21 protein-coding genes and 1 tRNA gene are annotated in these 21,880 nt (G+C 39.1%); 7 read left to right on the forward strand and 15 right to left on the reverse strand.

From position 1 onward, the window contains the following. Positions 1-127 precede the first annotated feature (127 nt). Positions 128-1,195: an LPS export ABC transporter permease LptG gene (gene lptG, locus GQR54_RS18995; RefSeq protein ID WP_007587278.1), complete on the reverse strand. Its 1,068-nt coding sequence runs from the start codon at positions 1,193-1,195 to the stop codon at positions 128-130. Then, positions 1,192-2,304, reverse strand: coding sequence for an LPS export ABC transporter permease LptF (gene lptF / locus GQR54_RS19000; protein ID WP_007587281.1), 1,113 nt, complete (start codon positions 2,302-2,304; stop codon positions 1,192-1,194). Before lptF ends, lptG begins: the two co-directional genes overlap by 4 nt. Positions 2,305-2,613: 309 nt before the next feature. On the opposite strand from lptF, the gene pepA reads away from it, so the two are divergent. The 3 genes from pepA (at position 2,614) to GQR54_RS19015 (ending at position 7,631) form a co-directional block, all read left to right on the forward strand. After that, positions 2,614-4,125, forward strand: coding sequence for a leucyl aminopeptidase (gene pepA / locus GQR54_RS19005; protein ID WP_007587283.1), 1,512 nt, complete (start codon positions 2,614-2,616; stop codon positions 4,123-4,125). Positions 4,126-4,275: 150 nt separating this feature from the next. Next, positions 4,276-4,722, forward strand: coding sequence for a DNA polymerase III subunit chi (locus GQR54_RS19010; RefSeq protein ID WP_007587285.1), 447 nt, complete (start codon positions 4,276-4,278; stop codon positions 4,720-4,722). 53 nt (positions 4,723-4,775) lie between these two features. Further along, the gene (locus GQR54_RS19015) at positions 4,776-7,631 is read left to right on the forward strand and encodes a valine--tRNA ligase (protein ID WP_166379597.1); all 2,856 of its coding nucleotides are present in this window, start codon (positions 4,776-4,778) and stop codon (positions 7,629-7,631) included. Positions 7,632-7,744: 113 nt separating this feature from the next. Here GQR54_RS19015 and GQR54_RS19020 read toward each other — a convergent pair whose 3' ends face one another. After that, on the reverse strand, positions 7,745-8,986 hold the full coding sequence (locus tag GQR54_RS19020) for an outer membrane protein transport protein (RefSeq protein WP_166379599.1): 1,242 nt from the start codon (positions 8,984-8,986) through the stop codon (positions 7,745-7,747). A 283-nt stretch (positions 8,987-9,269) separates the two neighbouring features. Between GQR54_RS19020 and GQR54_RS19690 the strand changes: the two genes are divergently transcribed. Beyond that, entirely contained in the window at positions 9,270-9,593 is a 324-nt protein-coding gene (locus tag GQR54_RS19690) for a hypothetical protein (RefSeq protein ID WP_166379601.1), read from the forward strand. Here GQR54_RS19690 and GQR54_RS19030 read toward each other — a convergent pair. Beyond that, positions 9,553-10,767, reverse strand: coding sequence for an HD-GYP domain-containing protein (locus GQR54_RS19030; RefSeq protein ID WP_166379603.1), 1,215 nt, complete (start codon positions 10,765-10,767; stop codon positions 9,553-9,555). The two genes, GQR54_RS19690 and GQR54_RS19030, sit on opposite strands and share 41 nt — an antisense overlap. Before the next feature lie 368 nt (positions 10,768-11,135). Here GQR54_RS19030 and GQR54_RS19035 point away from each other — a divergent pair, with 368 nt between their 5' ends. Further along, complete coding sequence (locus tag GQR54_RS19035; protein WP_166379605.1) at positions 11,136-12,899, forward strand: GNAT family N-acyltransferase; 1,764 nt, start codon at positions 11,136-11,138, stop codon at positions 12,897-12,899. 120 nt (positions 12,900-13,019) lie between these two features. Here the strand turns inward: GQR54_RS19035 and GQR54_RS19040 are convergent, their stop codons facing one another. From GQR54_RS19040 to GQR54_RS19050, 3 genes are all read right to left on the reverse strand, one after another. Continuing rightward, positions 13,020-13,724, reverse strand: coding sequence for an NRDE family protein (locus tag GQR54_RS19040; protein WP_166379607.1), 705 nt, complete (start codon positions 13,722-13,724; stop codon positions 13,020-13,022). A 1-nt stretch (position 13,725) separates the two neighbouring features. After that, on the reverse strand, positions 13,726-14,259 hold the full coding sequence (locus tag GQR54_RS19045) for a hypothetical protein (protein WP_166379609.1): 534 nt from the start codon (positions 14,257-14,259) through the stop codon (positions 13,726-13,728). 215 nt (positions 14,260-14,474) lie between these two features. Beyond that, a tRNA-Arg gene (locus GQR54_RS19050) sits at positions 14,475-14,549 on the reverse strand. A 246-nt stretch (positions 14,550-14,795) separates the two neighbouring features. On the opposite strand from GQR54_RS19050, the gene GQR54_RS19055 reads away from it, so the two are divergent. Then, positions 14,796-14,978 (forward strand): helix-turn-helix domain-containing protein, encoded by a 183-nt coding sequence (locus GQR54_RS19055; RefSeq protein WP_166379611.1) that lies wholly within the window; start codon positions 14,796-14,798, stop codon positions 14,976-14,978. On the opposite strand, the gene GQR54_RS19060 is transcribed toward GQR54_RS19055, so the two are convergent. From GQR54_RS19060 to GQR54_RS19070, 3 genes are read right to left on the reverse strand one after another with little or no spacing between them, the layout of a single operon-like run. Further along, positions 14,975-15,787 (reverse strand): phosphotransferase, encoded by an 813-nt coding sequence (locus GQR54_RS19060; protein ID WP_166379613.1) that lies wholly within the window; start codon positions 15,785-15,787, stop codon positions 14,975-14,977. The genes GQR54_RS19055 and GQR54_RS19060 overlap by 4 nt on opposite strands. Before the next feature lie 3 nt (positions 15,788-15,790). Next, positions 15,791-16,408, reverse strand: coding sequence for a nicotinamide riboside transporter PnuC (gene pnuC, locus GQR54_RS19065; protein ID WP_166379615.1), 618 nt, complete (start codon positions 16,406-16,408; stop codon positions 15,791-15,793). Between the two features lie 39 nt (positions 16,409-16,447). Then, positions 16,448-16,699 (reverse strand): hypothetical protein, encoded by a 252-nt coding sequence (locus tag GQR54_RS19070; RefSeq protein WP_007587304.1) that lies wholly within the window; start codon positions 16,697-16,699, stop codon positions 16,448-16,450. Between the two features lie 107 nt (positions 16,700-16,806). Between GQR54_RS19070 and GQR54_RS19075 the strand changes: the two genes are divergently transcribed. Further along, on the forward strand, positions 16,807-17,046 hold the full coding sequence (locus GQR54_RS19075; RefSeq protein WP_166379617.1) for a DUF2960 domain-containing protein: 240 nt from the start codon (positions 16,807-16,809) through the stop codon (positions 17,044-17,046). Positions 17,047-17,057: 11 nt separating this feature from the next. Here GQR54_RS19075 and alr read toward each other — a convergent pair whose 3' ends face one another. The 5 genes from alr to GQR54_RS19100 form a co-directional block, all read right to left on the reverse strand. Continuing rightward, on the reverse strand, positions 17,058-18,137 hold the full coding sequence (gene alr / locus GQR54_RS19080; protein ID WP_121954287.1) for an alanine racemase: 1,080 nt from the start codon (positions 18,135-18,137) through the stop codon (positions 17,058-17,060). Further along, positions 18,137-19,516, reverse strand: coding sequence for a replicative DNA helicase (gene dnaB, locus GQR54_RS19085; RefSeq protein WP_007587308.1), 1,380 nt, complete (start codon positions 19,514-19,516; stop codon positions 18,137-18,139). Before dnaB ends, alr begins: the two co-directional genes overlap by 1 nt. Before the next feature lie 113 nt (positions 19,517-19,629). Next, on the reverse strand, positions 19,630-20,568 hold the full coding sequence (locus GQR54_RS19090) for a DUF4097 family beta strand repeat-containing protein (RefSeq protein WP_166379619.1): 939 nt from the start codon (positions 20,566-20,568) through the stop codon (positions 19,630-19,632). 9 nt (positions 20,569-20,577) lie between these two features. Continuing rightward, a complete protein-coding gene (locus tag GQR54_RS19095; RefSeq protein ID WP_166379621.1) occupies positions 20,578-21,060 on the reverse strand; it encodes a hypothetical protein in 483 nt (160 codons plus the stop codon). Next, a complete protein-coding gene (locus GQR54_RS19100) occupies positions 21,047-21,595 on the reverse strand; it encodes a sigma-70 family RNA polymerase sigma factor (protein WP_166379623.1) in 549 nt (182 codons plus the stop codon). The genes GQR54_RS19095 and GQR54_RS19100 overlap by 14 nt, the downstream gene beginning before the upstream one ends. Positions 21,596-21,880 lie beyond the last annotated feature (285 nt).

The following is a 21,880-nucleotide window of genomic DNA, read 5'->3' on the forward strand; positions in this document are numbered from 1 at the left end:
TCAGACATAAAAATAGGCCACAACTTCTGTTGTAGCCTATTATGAGCCCTTTGAAAGATCGTTCAATTAGCTTAAACGATCTGCATTAACCAGTGGTCACCCTTTTTCATGCTTTGAATAGGTAAATCTATACCCGTTTATTCATCAAATATGTCGCAAAGCCTATAAATATAATACTGGGTAATACCGCCCCTATAATGGCAGGTATTTGGTAAACCATAACGACAGGGCCAAATATTTCATTAGTTAAGTGAAACACAATCCCCGTTACAACACCCATAATAATGCGTGCGCCCATAGTAACGGTACGCAGCGGGCCAAATATAAACGAGAGCGCCACCAGCAGCATTACCGCAACAGATACTGGCTGCATCAACTTACGCCATAGAGCAAGCTCGTAGGTACTTGTGTCTTGTTCGTTTTGCTCTAAGTAACTTAAATACGACCAAAGCCCAGTAAATGAAAGTGACTCCGGTTTTACCGAAACAACCCCTAACTTTTCAGCGGTCAATTGCGAAGGATAAAACTCTTCTGGTAATTGCTCTGTTGTGGTTTTTTCGCTAGTAATAATAACCTTATTTACGTCACGAAGCAGCCAGCCTTCTTTTCGGCTTAGTGCATCTCTTGCTTTAGTAATTTGGGTAAGCTCTAACGATTTATCAAAGTGGTACATGTGTACCCCGTTGAGCCTGCCGTTTTCATCAACATCTTCAATATTAATAAAATTATTGCCGTCTTTAGCCCATACACCTTTTTGTGTATTAAACACATCGCCGCCATGTATTGCTTGGTTACGCATTTCTTTAGCGTGTAATTGCGCTTCAGGTGCACCCCATTCGCCAAGAGCCATCATGCATACAGCCATAAATATGGCTGTTTTCATCACAGAGCCAATTATTTGTAAGCGCGACATACCGGCGGCTTGCATCACTACCAGCTCACTGTTTGAGGCAAGTGCCCCTAAACCCGTTAAGCCTCCAATTAGCGCAGCCATCGGAAAAAACACCACTAAATCGCCAGGTATTGTGTAAAGCGTGTAAAGCATTGCGGTCATTAAGTCGTAACTGCCGCGCCCTACCGACTTCAACTGGTCGATAAATTTAATTAAGGTGCTAATACCAACAAGTACCAACAATGCAAAGCCAGTAGTTTGTAAAATACTGCGGCCTAAATACCAATCAAGCGTTTTCATCATGAGCCTAACTCCCGCTTAGTTACAACGGCTTTAAGCCAAGCGCCCAGTGGTCGCCCTTTTATAATTAATAACCCACCTATAAACAGGGCACTTAGGTGAATCCACCACAAGCCGATTGAAGGCGGGATTTTGCCATCTTCAACTGCAAATTTAGCGGCATTTAGTAAAATAAAGTAGCCTAAGTACAAGCTAATAGCTGGCACTAGTTTTGCAAATTTACCTTGGCGAGGATTAACCACACTTAGCGGCACTGCCAGTAAGGTAAGTAGTGGGATTGATAACGGAATAGCGAGTCGCCATTGCCATTGAGCAATAGATTCAGGAGTGTTTATAGCCAATAATTGGTTAGTTGGCACAGCCTCTAATTTACGGCGTTGATGCTCTATTTCTTGTTCTCGTATTTGTACGCTGTAACCATCAAATTCTGTTAAATTAAGTGCAGGCGTAGTGCCGTCTGTTTCGTAACGTTTACCGTCTGTTAGTACTAGCTGTTGCTCACCATTTACGGCTTCAACCACAACACCTTGCTGTGCATATACTAAGCGCGCTAGATTGCCTTTTTCGCTATCAGGTAACTGTGCAACAAATACCTTATTAAGCTCTTTGCCGCCTTTTTCAATATTATGGATAAACACCACGGCTTTTTCGTTACCGGTTTCTTGAAACCGCCCAGCTCTTAGTGCAGATAACCCTGCATCGGCTTTGGCTTGTTCTTTCAATTGATACTCTTGCTCGCTTGCCCACGGCGCTATATACATAGTCAATGCAGCGGCTAATATAGCAAGCCCAACGCTTGATATAAGCGTTACGCGCACAACATACCATTCACTTACGCCACAGGCTTTAAGCACGGTCATTTCGCTATCTGCGTAAATACGGCTGTAAGCCAAAATAATGCCTAAAAATATACTCAGCGGAAGTATTAGCGAGGCTAGTTGTGGAAGCTTTAGTGCAATCATCGATAGCACTAATTTAGCAGGAATGCTGCCCTCAGAGGCATCACCTAAAATACCAACTAACTTTTGTGACAAAAATATTGTCATTAAAGTTAAAAATACGGCGACCTGCGATTTTAAAACCTCAGCGGTCAAATAACGGAAAATTAGCAATGCTCGCCCCTGTTAAACATGGAATTTCACTAAGATAGTGAGAATTGAATAGTTAAATAGCTATTTTACCCAATTAATACCGGCAAATAGGCTATTATTATAAGCCATCAAATTTAATTATCCTACCTAAGTGCACGATATAATGTTGCATTAGTAGCCCTTAAGCATATAAAGTTCAATTACACAGTAAGAGTCTAGCAAAATCAGCTAAAATAAGAATTATCCTTACATAAGTTACGTAGATAAGACTAGAAAATACTTTTTTAGCCCCAACTTACTAACTTAAATGACTCAAAATCAGGAGTGACAATGGAATTTAACGTAAAAAGTGGTAGCCCAGAAAAACAGCGCAGCGCATGTATTGTGGTTGGCGTTTACGAGCCACGTAGGTTATCCCCCATTGGTGAACAACTCGATAAAATTAGTGATGGCTATATCTCTAATTTACTTCGCCGTGGCGACTTAGAAGGTAAGCCAGGCCAAGTTTTATTATTGCATCATGTACCCAATGTATTAAGCGAGCGCATATTGCTTGTTGGTTGTGGCAAAGAGCGCGAGCTTGATGATAAGCAATATAAACAAATTATTTCTAAAACTATTAATACCTTAAACGAAACAGGCTCTATGGAAGCAGTCTGCTTTTTAACAGAACAACACGTTAAAGGTCGCGACACTTACTGGAAAGTTCGTCAAGCAGTAGAAACAACGCAAGATTGCTTATATACGTTTAACCAATTAAAAAGTAAAAAAGTAGACCCTCGTCGTCCACTTCGTAAAATGGTGTTTAACGTACCAACACGACGCGAACTAACGATTGGCGAAAGTGCCATTGAGCATGGTTTAGCCATTGCTGCAGGTAGTAAGCTGTGTAAAGACGTGGCCAATATGCCACCAAATATTTGTAACCCAGTGTACTTAGGCGAGCAAGCACAAGAGTTGGCAACTAATTTTGACAACATCACTGTTGATATTATTGGCGAAAAGCAAATGGCAGAACTAGGCATGAATTCTTACCTAGCTGTTGGCCGAGGTAGTGATAACGAATCAATTATGTCGATTATTAACTACAAAGGCGCCGCTGACGACCAAGCCCCTATTGTACTTGTTGGTAAAGGCTTAACGTTTGACTCAGGCGGTATTTCATTAAAACCAGGCGAAGGCATGGACGAAATGAAATACGACATGGGCGGCGCTGCAGGTGTTATTGGCGCAATGCGTGCACTTGCACAAATGCAATTGCCAATTAACGTTATTGGTGTTTTAGCTGGCTGTGAAAACATGCCTGGCTCAAACGCGTATCGCCCGGGTGATATTTTAACAACAATGTCGGGGCAAACAGTTGAAGTGTTAAACACCGACGCTGAAGGTCGTTTAGTATTGTGCGACGCACTAACGTACGTTGAACGTTTTAACCCGGATACGGTTATTGACGTAGCAACACTTACTGGCGCTTGTATTGTAGCCCTTGGCGCGCATGCGACTGGTTTACTATCAAACCATAACCCACTTGCACACGATTTATTAAAAGCGTCTGAGCAAAGTGGCGACCGTGCATGGCAGTTACCGTTATGGGATGACTATCAAGATCAGCTAGAAAGCCCATTTGCTGACTTTACAAACTTAGGTGGACGCTCTGCGGGTACTATTACTGCGGCATGTTTCTTGTCTAAATTTACTAAAAAGTATCATTGGGCGCATTTAGATGTTGCCGGTACAGCGTGGCGCAGTGGCGCTAAAAAAGGCGCAACGGGTCGTCCTGTACCAATGCTTACTCAGTATTTATTAAATAGAGCTGGCGTAAGTGAAGCCGCTCAAGATTAAACACACTGTTTAGCTACTTATAAGGCGCCATTTGGCGCCTTATTTATTTGTGTATTAATTGAAGCAAACCCCGTTATATGGCAAAATCTGCCTCTTAATTTATGTATATCAATTTGGTATACATTCAATGTCATGGGAAACCCCAATACAATGAACATGAACGCTAAATTTTTCGTTCTAAAGCAACAAGATGAGTCTAAAGCGAAGGCTGACGATCATTTTGCTTTGGCTGCTCAAATTGCGGCCGATCAGTATCGAAATGGGCAGCGTGTGTTTATTTGTGTTAACGATAACGAAGCAGCCTGTGCCATTGATGAAATAATTTGGGCATTCGATCCAGATAGTTTTGTGCCACATAATTTACAAGGTGAAGGCCCTAAAGGCGGCGCACCTGTAGAAATTGGTATTACGCCACCTGTTGGCAATCGTAAAGTTTTAATTAACTTGGCTACTCAGTTACCGGATTACATTCGTCGGTTTAACCAAGTTTTTGATTTTGTACCCGTAGAAGCAGCGGCTAAACAAGCAGCCCGCGAGCGTTTTAAAAAGCTACGCCAACTCGGTGCCAATCTCACCACGCAAGATATTAATAGCTAGCCAATCAGGCAAACTAACCAACTAATTTAAGTACTTATTTAAGGTTCTGTGTAATGGATAAAACCTACAATCCGCAAGATATTGAACAGTCTCTATATCAAGACTGGGAACAAAAAGGCTACTTTAAGCCATCTGGCAAAGGCGTACCATATTCAATTATGATCCCGCCGCCAAATGTCACTGGTAGCTTACACATGGGCCACGCCTTCCAAGATACAATAATGGATACCTTGACGCGTTTTAAACGTATGCAAGGTAACAACACATTATGGCAAGTAGGTACTGACCACGCAGGTATTGCAACGCAAATGTTGGTTGAGCGTAAACTGCATGCTGAAGAAGGTAAAACACGCCACGATTTAGGCCGCGAAGATTTTATTAATAAAATCTGGGAATGGAAAAAAGAATCAGGCGGCACTATTACCAAGCAACTTCGTCGCCTTGGCGCATCGGTTGATTGGGATCGTGAACGTTTTACAATGGATGATGGTTTATCTGAAGCCGTTAAAGAAGTGTTTGTACGCCTTCATAAAGAAAACCTAATTTACCGTGGTAAACGCCTAGTAAACTGGGATCCTAAGTTACATACGGCTATTTCTGATCTTGAAGTTGAAAACAAAGACAAAAAAGGCCACATGTGGAACTTACGTTACCCACTAGCTGATGGCGTTACAACACAAGACGGAAAAGACTACATTGTAGTAGCAACAACGCGTCCAGAAACTATGCTTGGCGACTCAGGTGTTGCAGTAAATCCAGATGACGAACGCTACATAGATTTAATCGGTAAAGATATTTTATTACCCATCGTTAATCGTCGTATTAAAATTGTTGCTGACGAACATGCCGATAAAGATAAAGGCACGGGCTGTGTAAAAATAACCCCAGCGCACGACTTTAACGATAACGAAGTGGGTAAACGTCATCAAATGCCGATGATCAACATTTTCGATAAAGACGCCGCTATTTTAACCCAAGGTGAAACATACACCTTTGACGGTAAAGAAATTGAGTTTGATGCGCCAATTCCTGAGCGCTTGCGCGGCCTTGATCGTTTTGCAGCGCGTAAAGCAATTGTGGCAGAATTTGAAGAACTTGGCTTACTTGAAAAAATTGAAGACCATGGTTTAACGGTTCCTTACGGCGATCGCTCTGGTGTTGTAATTGAGCCACTACTTACCGATCAATGGTATGTACGTGTTGCACCACTTGCTGAACCGGCAAAAGACGCTGTTAAAAACGGCGATATTCAATTTGTACCTAAGCAATACGAAAACATGTACTTCTCGTGGATGAACGACGTACAAGATTGGTGTATTTCACGCCAGCTTTGGTGGGGTCATCGTATCCCAGCTTGGTACGACAATGAAGGTAACGTATTTGTTGGTCGCGACGAAGCTGAAGTACGCCGTGAAAACAACATTGCAGATAACGTAACGCTAAGCCAAGACGAAGACGTACTTGATACATGGTTCTCATCAGCGCTTTGGACGTTCTCTACACAAGGTTGGCCAGAAAATACCGATGATTTAAAAACCTTCCACCCGTCTGACGTGTTGGTAACTGGTTTTGATATTATTTTCTTCTGGGTTGCGCGCATGATTATGATGACGCTGCACTTTGTAAAAGACGAAAATGGCAAACCACAAGTTCCGTTTAAAACCGTATATGTAACTGGCTTAATACGTGACGACAATGGCGATAAAATGTCTAAGTCAAAAGGTAACGTACTTGACCCACTAGACATGATTGACGGCATTGAACTTGAAGACCTAGTACAAAAACGTACTGGTAATATGATGCAGCCAAAACTTGCCGCTAAAATCGAAAAAGATACGCGTAAAGTATTTGCAGGCGGTATTGAAGCACACGGCACCGACGCCCTTCGCTTTACCCTTGCTGCAATGGCATCTACCGGTCGTGATATTAACTGGGATATGAACCGCCTTGAAGGTTACCGTAACTTCTGTAACAAATTATGGAACGCGAGCCGTTACGTATTAATGAATACAGAAGAGCAAGACTGTGGTTTTACAAACGGGGCTCAAACGGAGCTTTCATTAGCTGACCGCTGGATTTTAGGTCAATATGAAGCAACCGTTAAAACCTACACAGAGCATTTAGATAACTACCGTTTTGACTTAGCTGCTAACACACTTTACGAATTCACTTGGAACCAGTTTTGTGATTGGTACTTAGAGCTAACTAAGCCGGTATTATTTAAAGGTAATGAAGCGCAGCAACGTGGTACACGTAATACACTTATTACCGTACTTGAAAGCTTACTGCGTTTAATGCACCCAATGATGCCATACATCACTGAAACTATTTGGCAGCGTGTTGCACCACTTGCAGGCCTTGAAACAGCAAACACCAGCATTATGGTTCAGCCGTTCCCTGTATATAATGAAGCAAGCGTTGATGCTAAAGCAATGGACGACTTAGAGTGGGTTAAACAATTTATTTTAGCTATTCGTAATATTCGTGGTGAAATGGATATTAGTCCAAGTAAACCACTTAGCGTATTACTTGCTAATGCATCGAGCGACGACGTGCGACGCATTGAAGAAAACAAATCATTTTTAGCATCACTTGCAAAAATTGAAGAGTTTACAATGCTTGAAAACAAAGACGATGCACCAGCATGTGCCACGTCTTATGTTGGCAACCTTGAGATCATGATCCCAATGGCGGGCTTAATTGATGTGGAAGCCGAGCTTTCGCGTATTAATAAGCAACTCGAAAAAGCAGAAAAAGGCCTAGCACAAGTGCAAAACAAACTTGCTAACGAAAAGTTTGTAAACAACGCACCTGAAGCGGTACTTGCTAAAGAAAATGCAAAACTGGCTGAATTTAGCGATGCTAAAACTAAGCTACTTGAGCAAAAAACTAAAATAGAAAGCTTATAATTTTAGTTATTATGCCTATTAACACTATTTAATAGGCATTAAAAAAGCCGCTCACTTTAATTAAAGTGAGCGGCTTTTTTGTGCCCTGTGATTAACCACAAGACACTTCTACATTAAAACTTGTAGTTGTACTGAGCACCAACTAGTACTGCGTGACCTTTAGATTCAAAAGCCCACTGACTACCTGAGTCATCAGTTTCTGTAAACGTTTGTGTTTTACCACGGATAATACTCACACCAAGATCAACATTAGAGTTTTGATCAATTGTGTAGTTACCACCAAACGAGAACCAGAAACGGTCTGTATCAGGAATAGAGATTGATAGGTGCGTTTGTGATACCGGCGACTCATCAAATGCAACACCAGCACGAAGTAGTATGTCTTCATTTAACTGGTAATCAGTACCTACTGAGTAGCGCAAAGAATCAGAGAAGTCTTCTGTTTTTTCAAAACCTTGCTCTGGTGGTAAACCAACTTCAGCTTCTAATTTGTCAAAGCTACTCCATCCAGTCCATAGTACGCTGTAGTGTAAACCTAACTTTTCATCTAACTGATGTGAACCAGAAAATTCAGCGATAGCGGGTAGAGTAATATCAACAGAACCTGAGCGCTCAGCGATACCACGTGCAGCGCTTGAATAAGTTCCTTCAAATGTTATATCTGTTTCTGTACGATAATTAAAACCAAAACGGCTATTTTCATCAAGTTGATACATTAGGCCTACATTTAAACCGTAGCCAGTATCATCACCCTCAAGATCAACAACGTTCGTTGAACTTGGAGCGCCAAAAGGGTTTACACCTATTTTTCGAACTATAGTTGCATCAGCATAAATTACATTCAGGCCAACACCAAAACTAAACTGCTCAGTTACTTTATAGGCAACACTTGCATTCATATTAACTGTAAAAATCTCAGTCTCACCCGCAATCTGGCCTGCTGCGTAGTCATCATTAAATTTAGTTGATAAGCCAAAGTTTGAAAACGCACCAAAACCAAGTGAGATTTTATCGTTATAAGGCATAGTAAAGTAAGCTGCTGGTACCACTGCACTTGGTGCAATGCTATCGTCATCTAATGCACTTGGATCGATACCGTTATTAGTGCTTTCGCCTTCTAAGCTTACATCTGGAATTACGCCAATTGCAGCAACACTTAGTTGCTTGTCTTTAAATAAAGTCATTAGTGCAGGGTTACGAGCAACTACAGACGCGTCGTCTGCGATAGAAGCTTCACCAGCGTATGCACGGCCTAAACCCGATGCATTTTGTTCTGATAATTGAAACGCAGCTGCAAAACTATCAGCCGAAACAAATGCGAGCGAAGCTGCAATAAGAGTTTTAGAAAATTTCATTGTTGAGTCCTTAACCAAACTGACTGTCTGGGTACTATGTGTGTTGTTATTAGGATTTAAAACGTGATTACACTACCTTAATTTTTTGTAAAAAACCCTATGAATGCGTCAAAAAACAGTAAAAAACATGTTTTTTAACGACATTTTAACAACTATTTAAAACTCATCGGATGAGAAGTGTGGTATTAGAGTAAAGACTCTAAATGTAATTAATTATCATTTAGATTGACTTGGGGTTAGACGCAACTTACACTTATTATAAAATCGCAAAGGAAGTTAAACTGTGATCATTTTATTTATTATTACAGGGTTAATATTTTGTGGGGCGAGTGTATTTTGCTTTTACAAAGCAAACTACTGTGCATGTACTCAAGCTGGGCAATGCGATAACCCCGTAAACCATTATTGGTTAGGGGCAATGTTAAATGCGTTGATTTCTTTAGCACTTTGTTGTTTTGCATTGCATGTAGAGTTAGGTACTTTGTTATGGCTCACACTGATGGGAAGTTGCTTTTTAGGTGCATTTATTTCTGCAAAACAGACTAAAAAAAGACAATGCAATAAAGCTAGTTCAGCAAGTGCTCTTTTAGCAGGCGAGACAAATTAATCTGATAGTCTAAGGGCTTAACGCTGGCTAGTATTTTAACCTCTTGCGCATTCCCATTTAAGTCTATATCTTTTGGTGTAACCTGATGCTTATGTTTAGCATTATAAAACAACTTAACTTTAGGCTTTATAGGGTTAAGTGTATTACCTTCCAGTACCAGCGCTAAGCGATCATTGGTAAGTTTTACTATTGTTCCGACTGGGTGTACTCCTAAACACTTAATAAAGTGCTGTACAAGTTCAGCATCAAACTGTTGTTTATTAGCTAATAGATATCGCAAAGCGTTAATGGGCTCATCACCATCTTGATGCGGCCTGTCAGCAGTTATTGCATCATACACATCTACAATAGCCATAATACGCGCTGGACGACTTAACTTATCAGATTCTATTCCTCGAGGATAACCCGAACCATCTAATCGCTCATGATGGTTTACTATCATATCGAGCATAAGCGGTGTTATTTTCTTCTCCTCCTTAAGTAAGCCAAACCCTTGTGCGACATGCTTTTTAACTGCTGCAAGCTCATTTTTAGTGAATTTAGTTGGCTTTGAAAATATGCCTTGTGGTAGTTTAGCTTGGCCTAAATCATGAATTAATGCGCCCATAGCAAGCTCTTGCACATCAGCTCGCTCATACCCTAAATATTTAGCAAATACGGCAGTAAAAATGGCGCAGTTGATCATGTGGCGCCAATTATAGCTGTGCTTATCTTTTATACGAGTAAGAATAGTCATAGCACTTGGGTTACGAAAAATAGAATCAACTATTTCACTTACTATTTCATCAAGAGCTCTTATATTTATAGTTAGACCTGAAGTTAAATCACTGTACAACGATTGAAGTTTTCTACCATATTGATCGTAATTTACACTTGCTTTAGCAAATTCTTGTTCAAGCGTTATTACTATAGATGTTTTGGTTGCTTGTTCCTGACTGTTAAATGTTTCATGTTTACTTTGGGACTTATATTTGGAAGGAACCGGCACATCGCCTTTAGCAAAATCTATAAGTAACTCTAATACTCCCTCAGAAATTAGTCGTTTGACAATAGAGCTATCATTAACCATACCACTGGTCTTGATTTTAATGCTATCGATCCCCTCGTGCTGCTTAGTCACGCGATCAACGTACATACCAGGAGTGAGCTCAGACACAGGCAAAGTAATTAGCATAAAGGTGAGGTTTTTTTACAGTTAAGATATATATACCATAAATAGCATTAATTAAGCTTAAAAGTCTAGTTTTTGAGTTATAAGTAGTGATATATAACCAAAAAGGATGGCTAATTATATAATTATTCTGTCGCTATGCAGTTTTTATTTTGGCTCAGAAAAATTGAAATCCAATTTCAATTCCTCACTTGAATACAGATTTTAAGTACTAGAAAAACCATTTAAATATTATTTTTGTTACATTAATCAACCTAATTTAAACATAATATTGTTCTTATCATGTTAATTAACCTAATCTGAACGGAACATTGCTTTTCTTCGGTCTAAATACACACAACAGCTACAAATATTTAAGAGCATTAACGTATATGACAAAACTAAACCACCCTGTATCAAACTTAAGTGTAGCGGCAATAAGCATCGCTTCCCCTATAAGTCATGTACTAAAAATAGCCGCTCCGCTGCTCGATAGCCTATTGGGTATGAATAAACTGCGAGATATTTACCTATCTAATAATTTATCCGGTTTAGATAAACAAGAGTTTAGTGAAAAGCTTTTAAATGTATTGGGTATTAATGTACTTGGCGCACAAGGTGTTATTAACAAAATACCAAAGCAAGGCCCTTGCATAGTGGTATGTAACCACCCTTACGGCATGATTGAGGGCGTAATAATTGCAAAATTGCTCACCCATTATCGTAGCGATACAAAAGTAATGGCTAACGTTGGTTTAAAAATATTTAAAGAAATTAAAGACTATTTTATTTTTGCCAATCCACTAAAACCAAAAGCAGCCATTAATACCAGTGCAATTAAACAGTGTTTTAAACATGTAAATAACGATGGTTTACTTGTGGTTTTCCCCGCTGGCAGAGTGTCATTTTTTCAATCTGAAAAACAGCGTGTAACCGACGGACAATGGAATCGCTTAGCGGCTCAACTAGCTTTAAAAGCACAGGCTCCTTTATTGCCTGTATTTATTAGTGGTCAAAACAGCCCTATGTTTTACAGTTTAGGACGCATTTACTATCGATTTAGATTATTAATGCTAATACGTGAATTACTTAAAATTCAAAAAAGGTCCATTAATTTAGGTGCAGGTAATTTACTTACACCCAAGTTATTAAATAAATTTGAGAAAACTGACGATATTAATGATATTGCACGCCTGCTTTGCTATTTAAACGATGAACGCTTTATAACACCTTGGCAAAACGATAACCAATCAACAAAGCTCAAAGCTATTATGCAGGGTGTTGATAAAACAAAAATGGCGAGTGAACTTGCTAACTTAGCAAACGAGCAGCACTTACTAGAGTTTAAAAGTTACTCCGTTTATTACGGTTATCAAGAGCAAATACCTAATTGTGTTGCTGAAATAACACGCCTTAGAGAAATAACCTTTCGTACATTGAACGAAGGAAGCGGCGAGCCATGTGATACCGATAAGTTTGACGCAACTTACATGCATTTATTTATTTTTGATCATAAAAATGAAGAAATCATTGGTGCTTATCGAATTGGACAAACTGATTTATTACAAAAAGATAGCGATGTAAGCGCCCTTTATTTATCACAAATGTTTAATTTCGAACCCTCTTTTATTAATCAACAACAGCCGTGCTTGGAAATGGGTCGCTCGTTTATAGTTCAAAAACATCAAGGCAGTTACCATGGCTTATTACTGCTATTTAAAGGGATTGGTGCGTTTATGGCGCAAAACCCACGCTATAGGACTTTATATGGCACGGTTTCATTAAGTAAGCTTTATGACCCTCGTTCTGTCGCAATTATTGATCATGCAATGGTTAATAATAAACAAGGTGTTAGCGCCAATACGCCTTTTAATAATAAAGTTCACCCAGAGTTTGAAGACTTCATTAATGATCACACGTTAAACATAGATCATGTATCAACATTGGTTATGGGAATAGAAGAAGATAAAAAAGACATACCAATTTTATTAAAGCAATATCATAAGCTAGGCGCTCAATTTCATTGTATGGGGATTGATAGCAACTTTAATCACACTCCAGGATTGCTTTTAAGTGTGCACCTACCAAGTGCACCTGAAAAGCTACTTAAGCTCTACCTTGGTGACAAAAAAGATGATTATATAAATCACTCATAATTTTTACCTGCTGTATTAATACAGCAGGTAAAATACAGTTAACAAAAAAGTCGATGTAATTAATTGCATCGACTTTTTTGTTTTTAATTATGTAATAGTTATGGCTATAAAAATATTTAGTTAAGCTGCAGCCACTTTTAAACAACTAATGCTGCTAATGAGCTGAGACTGCTTATCAAAATAATTGAAACGTATAGTGTTACCAACTTTAATATGGCTAATACTGACTGTCATTGCATCTTCTCTTTGCATATTTACACCATATTGGCCTTGATCAGCCTTGCTGTAATGAAATGCTAAAAATTGCTCACTTGCAGGATATCTTAAATCAATAAGTTGCTTAAATTGTTGTTTACGCTTTTGTGTAACAGTTTCTAGCTCAACGCCAGATGACGTTGCAAGCGATTCAACTTGGCAATCGATTAATTGTTTTGTGTCCCACCGCACAAAAGCGATGTGACTATTATTTAGCGATAATTTATCCGGAAAAATACATAATTTAAAAGGCGCATAACCCGATAAATCCATATTTTGTAGTTGAGACAATGCAGGGATTTTACTACTTAGTAAATGCGGGATTAAAAGGCCTCTACTATGCTTTACGGCAGTTATATCAAATACACTTTGATAATCGTTTAATAAAGCTAATGTTTGCCCCCAATGCGATACACCAAGCCAAGTTCCCCCCCCTTGCGGATCGATAGGATAAATTGCGTTACCTGTGTGCTTACTCGGGGCGATTGCCATCTCTCGCGTTTTTTGCTCATCACGATTAAAAAACAACTCGTAGCCATCATCAGTTAAGAAGTAACTTAAAGTGCACATATTAACTTCGCAATGATTTTGATTGGCTTTGTTGGCTTTTTTCTCTCAAAAAAGTGGCTGTACTTGGTGCTAACCCAAAATTCTGGTCGAATGATGCTTTTTGTGCAAAGGTAATTTGTGAAATCATTGCATAGTGATGTACTGCATGGCTTCCTACAAATATAAGCTCTCGTGCTAATGAAGTTGTTACAGTTTGTACATTTTTACTTTTAATTGAAACTTCGCTTGAAAGTAATAGCTGTTTATTAAAATCATCTGTACTTAGCTGTTCAATCCACGATGCTATTTCGGCGATTTTTTTTATAGCTTCGCAGGGGTTACTTTCAATATTACTGCCGCGTAGGCGACTATCGTAATCAATATTGTTTATACCAAAGCCCGTCATTAAAGATTGGTAATGATCGATAATGTGGCGCATATGCGACCCAGCTGAACTAATAAAATTAGGAGCAACGATTTGCGAATAATCCTCTTTAGTTACACTTTCAAGATAAGCATGTCCTTGAGCGAGTATTTCTAACTGACTATTTAACATTGAATCGGTTTTCCTCATTTATAATTTTGTCGTATATTCATACATAACGTTAGATAACATTTTGAATAATGCAATTTTGCATTGTATAAATAACTAGAAAGCTGTTTTTAAAATTAACTTTCAAAGTTTATGCAGCAAATGCATTTTTAAATACAAAAGTAATTAATGAGAAGCTCGGTAACACAGAGGGGAATATTAGTACATGTAAAAGCAAATGGCGCTCTCGGTAGGGATCGAACCTACAACTCAGCCTCCGGAGGGCCACGTGATATCCATTTCACCACGAGAGCACATTTGTTGCCGCCGCACCAACTCGCGATATCAGTGCTTTAGCACAGGCAATGATAAAGATATATTTTAGTAAATACCAGTAACATTGGCTTGTATGCTCGTTAATTAAGCTATTTCAAATAAAACACTTCACAATAGCTCAAAAACACGCTATTTATTCATATTAAGAAGAAAACAGCGACTATTTATAAACATTACAACTATGGTTGTCGCTGTGTAGATTGATTTAATACGAGGAAATAACGATGAATTTAATGTCTACTGAGCAAGTTGCTGAGTTTTTAGGTGTAAAAGTAGAGCGTGTAAAACGTCTCTCTAGAGAAAGTTTATTAATTGCTAAATCAGAAGATGAAAATGGTGAACCACAATTTGATACAGCCGAAGTAACAAAATACAAAGAGCTCGCCGAGCGCTTTGGTGGTCTTTAACTTCTACAAAAAGTATTATTAACGAGTTTAGTTAGCTGCGCACGTAACATTACAGATTTATTAGTTATGCTGCGCTCTTCATACCAGCCAATACATAACACTAAAAAAAACACCTTATAATAATTCAACTTATCCATTGAAAGATTAAGCTTGCTTGTTTTATCGATGCTATTTTTATAGTTATTTAACAACGCTTTTTCACTGCTCTCATTAAGATTAAAGCTCACTGCAAGGGCTGCCAAATCAAAATACACATCGTTAGTTTGTGCGTATTCAAAATCAATTAAATACATGCCTGAAGCATTCACAATAATGTTGTCTTTTACTAAATCGTTATGACAAAAGCCTTCATTAAATTGCATTGCTGCAACCGCTTTTAATGCTTGCTCTATTTGAGGTTTATAGCGAGTATACACATCAGTGCTTTGGTAAAAATTCAGCTCTTTAGCTATATCCATTCGTGCGGTGGACACATTGTAATTGTGAACTTGAGCAAGTTTATTAATAAAGCTAAGCGTTATATCCAATTGCGCGCTCTTGCCTTCAATATAATTAAATACCGCACGACAATTTTCTTTATCAAGCCAAATAGGCTCAGGACATATATTAAAGTCACTTAAAAAGCGCTGCGCTTCAAGGCCGTCACTTGGCCAATGGCTTTTATAACACTTTAACAAATACCCTTGTTGCTCGGTACGTATTAAAAAATTATCGTTACTAAAGCCATTAAGTAATCGCTCGCTTGAAACAATGCTTGTAGGCTCTATAAACGCACTACACATTTTTATTAACTGAGTATATGCAATCATTGATTAAAGCTGTGCTAGAGGCTTAGCTTGGCTTTGTTCGTACTCTTCGTACCAGGTTTTAAAGCCCCACGCTGCCATAATGGTATAAAATATAAAGAGTGCTAGCGTTGGGTAATAGCCTTTTTCGTAATATAAATACATAGAAGCGGCATCTATTACAATCCAGTACAACCAGTTTTCGAGGACTTTTTTAGCCACTAAGTAAGTAGTTACTACGGCAAAACACGTTGTAAAGCTATCAAGATAAGCAAAATCGGCATGAGTATAGTTTTGCATAACGTAACCAATCGATATTGCAGCTACGGTTGTTAAACTAATTAAAACAGCATGACTGTTTATTGACCACGATGTAATATTTAAATTCGCAGCTTTGCCTTTACGCCATACAACCCACCCAAATACAGCCATGTACATATAATAAAAGTTAAGTAACGACTCCATAAGTAATGCGCCATTCCAGTACATTATTGTATAAATGAGCGTGCTAAAAAATGCCGCAGGCCAACACCATAAGCTTTCTTTTATTGCTAATAATAAATAAGCCATCGACAACCCTACCGCAATATATTCCCAATGCGACATTGCTGTAAAACCACTTAAGGTTTGTGTTAAAAAGTCCATATTATGCAGTTACCGTTTAGTTGTGCCGATTGTTATAGCTTATTCAGGCGATAAGTCGCCAGAGAGAAACTTACATACAAAAATAGCTTTACCAAATTCTTCATATGAACGTTTAATTTCGGTATTTAACACCTGCATTACTAAATCGTAATCACCAAAAATTTGTGTTGATAACGTGTTAGTAATCACTTTTAAATCATCGTATTCGTTTAATCTGTCAATAAAGCCTTGAATAAACGGGATATAATCTTGGTGAAGTGGGTATTTACTGATCTCTACTGATAATTTCATTTTTGACTCTTTATTTTAATTACCGATTACAACAAGTCATTCAATGCTAGAGCCGTTATTAAATACAGTGTAAAATCGCTGCAATACTCAATTGAAATGAGCTTAATATGGCACGTAGAATAACCTACAAATATAAAAACGAACCGCGCGAGATTAATTTCGCTAAAGATAAATACCACGACATGTATCGAGCAATTGCTGCCGCCGAAGGTATTGATCTGACTAATTACTTAAGCATGGTACAGCAAATAGAAATGACCTCAAAAGGCTCTGCTTCTGTTCGTAACTTTCGCGACCAAGAATTTGCCCGTATGGGCTTTAGCGATATTTACTTTATAAAAGAGTAAATATAGCTGTATTAACGCTGATACTCATAACTTACGCGCGGTGTAATATTACATAATAGCTCGTAAGGGATAGTATCAGCGCATAATGCTATTTCTTCAACTGGTAGCTCAGGGCCCCACATAGTGACTCTGTCGCCCACTTTAATATTATGCTCATTAGCGCCTATATCTACGCTAATCATATCCATAGCAACACTACCTACAATACCATAACGTTGCTTGCCAATTACAACTGGCGTGCCCTCTTTAGCGTGCCGAGGATAACCATCGCCATAACCCATAGCCACAACAGCTAACTTGGTTGGTTTATCGCTTTTCCAACGACCGCCATACCCTACCGCCTCATTGGCTGGTACATTACGCACTGCAATTACGCGCGTAGTTAAGCGCATAACTGGTTTTAATTTGTGTTGTTGCCCAATACTATTTGCCATTGGCGATACGCCATATAGCATAAGCCCAGGGCGCACCCAATCACCATGACCGCTCGGCCATGCAATAATACCAGCAGAATTTGATAAACAATGTGCTTGGTCAATGCCATTCACTAAGTTATCAAATAACGTGATTTGTTGAACCGTTTTGGCATTATCAACATCATCAGCACACGAAAAGTGTGTCATTAAATTAACGGTATTTTTGGCGTTAGGTGTTTTTTGTAAGCGGTTATAAAACTCTTCAAACTGCTCTGGCGCAATACCTAGTCGATGCATACCTGTATTTACTTTTAACCAGCATGTTATTGGCGCATCGAGCTTTGCTTTTTCAAGCGCGGCTAATTGGTATTCATCATGAATAATAGTTTGAAAGTTATTAGCGAGTAAAATAGGTAAGTCGGCTTTGTTAAAAAAGCCTTCTAGTAAAACTATTGGCTTTGTTAAGCCCCCAGCTCGAAGGGCAAGCCCTTCATCTATACGCGCCACAGCAAATGCGTCAGCATTATTTAAATGCTGCGCAATCGTTACTAAACCATGCCCGTAAGCATTTGCTTTTAGCACCGCCATTACTTTGCTGTTAGGTGCAAAGCACTTAACTTGCGCTAAATTATGCGCAAGTGCAGCTAAATTAATTTCAGCAGTGGCTAAGCGCATTAGTAATCGTCATCTACCGCTGGTCCCGCGTAATTATCAAAGCGAGAAAATTGACCTTGGAATGTTAAACGCACTTTACCAATTGGGCCGTTACGTTGTTTACCTATGATAATTTCGGCAATACCTTTGTCAGTACTGTCTTCGTTATAAACTTCATCACGGTAAATAAACATGATTAAATCGGCATCCTGCTCTATCGATCCCGACTCACGTAAATCTGAGTTAATTGGGCGTTTATCGGCACGTTGCTCTAGCGTACGGTTTAGCTGCGAAAGCGCAACAACCGGACATTTTAGCTCTTTTGCTAGTGCTTTAAGTGAACGTGAAATTTCAGCAATTTCGAGCGTTCGGTTATCAGCAAGGCTTGGTACACGCATTAACTGCAAATAATCGACCATGATCATACTAATGCCACCGTGGTCGCGGGCTATACGCCTTGCACGTGAACGCACATCGGTAGGTGTTAAGCCCGATGCATCATCAACGTACATTTTACCCTTTTCCATCAACAAGCCCATTGTTGATGAAAGTCGTGCCCAATCGTCATCATCTAACTGACCAGTACGTACCTTAGTTTGGTTAATACGGCCAAGAGACGCTAGCATCCTCATCATAATTTGTTCTGAAGGCATCTCTAGAGAGTAAATTAATACTGGTTTGTCTTGAGTCATTGCAGCATGTTCTGCAAGGTTCATCGCAAAAGTGGTTTTACCCATAGATGGACGCGCTGCAACAATAATTAAGTCAGAAGGTTGCAGGCCTGTCGTCATTTTATCAAGATCGGCATAACCTGTACTCACACCCGTTACACCATCTTGTGGTGATTGATAAAGCTCTTCTATTTTATCAACGGTTTTTTCAAGGATGCTATGAATGCTTTGCGGGCCTTCATTATTTTTTGTTCGTTGCTCTGCTATTTTAAACACTTTGCTTTCGGCAAAATCGAGCAAGTCGTGACTGGTACGCCCTTCGGTGTTAAAACCTGCTTCTGCAATTTCGTTCGCTACGCCAATCATTTCACGTACAACAGCACGTTCGCGTACAATACTTGCGTAAGCGTCAATGTTAGCAGCACTTGGCGTGTTTTTAGCTATTTCTGCTAAATAAGCAAAGCCACCAATTCCTGCCAGTTTATTATTTTTTTCTAAACTTTCAGAAATAGTGATTAAATCTATCGGATCGCCAATCTCAGCAAGTGCCGTCATCGCCTCAAAAATTAACTTGTGCGTGCGGGTATAAAAATCCTGTGATACAACAAGCTCCGCTACGCGGTCAAAAGCTTGGTTATCAAGCATTAAGCCACCTAAAACAGATTGTTCAGCTTCTATTGAATGGGGAGGAACTTTAAGTGTATCGACTTGCTTATCTGGTTTGGCCATAACTTCACAGTAGTAAAATTGAATGGCTCTATTCTATCGACTTGAAGGGGCTGTGCAAATAGAAAAGCAGGAAATCTTTTCCTGCTTTTTGTAATCGTGAAGGTGAATGAGCGTTATTTAATACGAAGCTCTATGCGTCCACTAATTGTATCCATTTCAACATTAGCATTACCGCCATTAATGCTAAATTCTAAATCACTGGCTGGGCCGTATTTAGCTTTACTGACTTTATCGCTAGTAACTTTATTAATGATTTTGCCATTAGCGTGCGCTTTAATTTCAAAATTTGCAGATATGCTGTCAGGAAAGTAAAAATCACCATCGCCACTTACCGATTCAAAACGTACATCACCGCCTTTTAAAAGCTCTTTAATATGTACTTCGGCTTCGCCATTCACCGTGTTAATACGTAAGTTTTTAATTGACGATAGCGTAAAATCTATATCACCATTTACATTTTCAAGGCGCACATCATTGGCGCTTGAGGTTGATTTAATATCGCCATTAACAGCACTAAAACGTAGTTCACCACTTGATTCTCTATCGTTAATTTCGCCATTTACGGTTTCAAATTGAATATTACCACTTAGGTTTTCTGCATTTACATCACCATTTACGGTGGTGAGCTTAATGTTGCCAGTAATATCATCTACCGTAATTTCGCCATTAACCACATCAACTTCAGCGCCATTTTTTAGCTCTTTCGCAGTCACCGATACATTAACGCCAGCAAACTCTAAACTACTGCTTTTAGGCATAAATATGGTTAGGCTTGAGCCATCGCCATTATTACTCCAATTTGATTTACGTGGCATTTTTACAATAAACTGAGTTTTATCGCCATTTGTTTTAAGCTCATAACCCTCGGCTTTGTCATCAAGCTCGCCAGATACTTTAAATTCGTTTTTATCCCAGCCTGTAATATGTATATCACCGCGTTGGTTTTCAATAAAAATAGTGCCGCCACTTGGTACGTCTATTTGCTTATCTATTTTTTCACCCGCTAATACCGCCAACGGAAATAAGCTCAGTCCTAATAAAATCGCTTTCATGTCGTACTCCTAAATGTGCTGCCAACGTGGCGCGTGCACCTTGTTAATTAAATCAAGTTGTTGTTGATATATTTGCGCTAACATTGTTAGTAGCGCTTGGTTTTGTGGCTCATTTTCAAGAACTTGCTTTATTGCTTGCTCTGCGTTTTCAAGCTCTTGTAGCTGCGTTTGCCAGTTAGTGGTCAATGCTTCTTTATTTTCATATTCAACCAATAAACTGTTTTTTTGAGCCGAAAAATAATCACTTATAGCCACTACGGGTTGCGGCTCGGGCGCTATAACAAATAGATTTACAGCAATTAAAGCCGCTAATGTGCAGGCAGCTATCGCTGTTAGTTTTGGCCAAATAGCAGAGCCTTTTAGGTCCTGCTTATTACTAACCATTGCTCGCTCAATTCCCGCCCACAGGTCTTTTTGTGGCGTAATGTCTTTATCAAGCGTGTTTAATGACTCATTTAAATAGTCGTCAAAATTTGGTTTATTCATTTTCATACCACTCTTGTAGTAGCTGCCTAGCACGATGATATTGCGATTTACTTGAACCAACAGCCATACCTAATTGCTCGGCTATTTCCTCGTGCCTGTAACCTTCGATTGCAAACAACACAAACACCATACGTGCGCGCTCAGGAAGCCTTACTATTAATTTATCGAGACCATTTAAGCCTTTGCAGTCATTAGCTGATTGCTCATCCATACCGCAGTGTTCAATGATCACTACTTTTTGCAGCCAATTTTTTTGCTTGCGTAAGTAGTTAATCGCAACATTACTGGCAACGCTGTAGAGCCAAGTAGAAAACTGCGAGCGACCGTCAAATTGCGCTATTTTACGCCATACCTGTACAAACACTTCTTGGGCTGCATCTTCAGCATGCGCTTGGTCCGCTAATAAGCGTAAACATAAACCGTAGACTCGTTTTATATGTAACTCATAAAGCGTTGTGTATGCGCCTTGATCACCTGATTTAACACGCTCAATGAGTTTAGCTTCGCATAAAGGCGTTTGTTCGGGTTTAACGTGTAACATCCGTGATGTCGCCTTTTAATTATTATTATTGAGTTAGTGTATTGATAAGTTAGACGTAATAACAGTTCGAAAAGGTTTAAAGGGAATGAAAAAATAATTGAATAAAAAAGGGGCTTGTACGAGGTTGTATTTAACAGTGCCCTTAACTAATTAAAGTTAGCCAAATTACAGACACAAAAAAGCCGTGCTAATAGCATAATGCAGATCGTTTAAGCTAATTGAACGATCTTTCAAAGGGCTCATAATAGGCTACAACAGAAGTTGTGGCCTATTTTTATGTCTGAA

The organism is Pseudoalteromonas sp. Z9A4 (assembly GCF_011378845.1).
Lineage (GTDB): Bacteria > Pseudomonadota > Gammaproteobacteria > Enterobacterales > Alteromonadaceae > Pseudoalteromonas > Pseudoalteromonas arctica.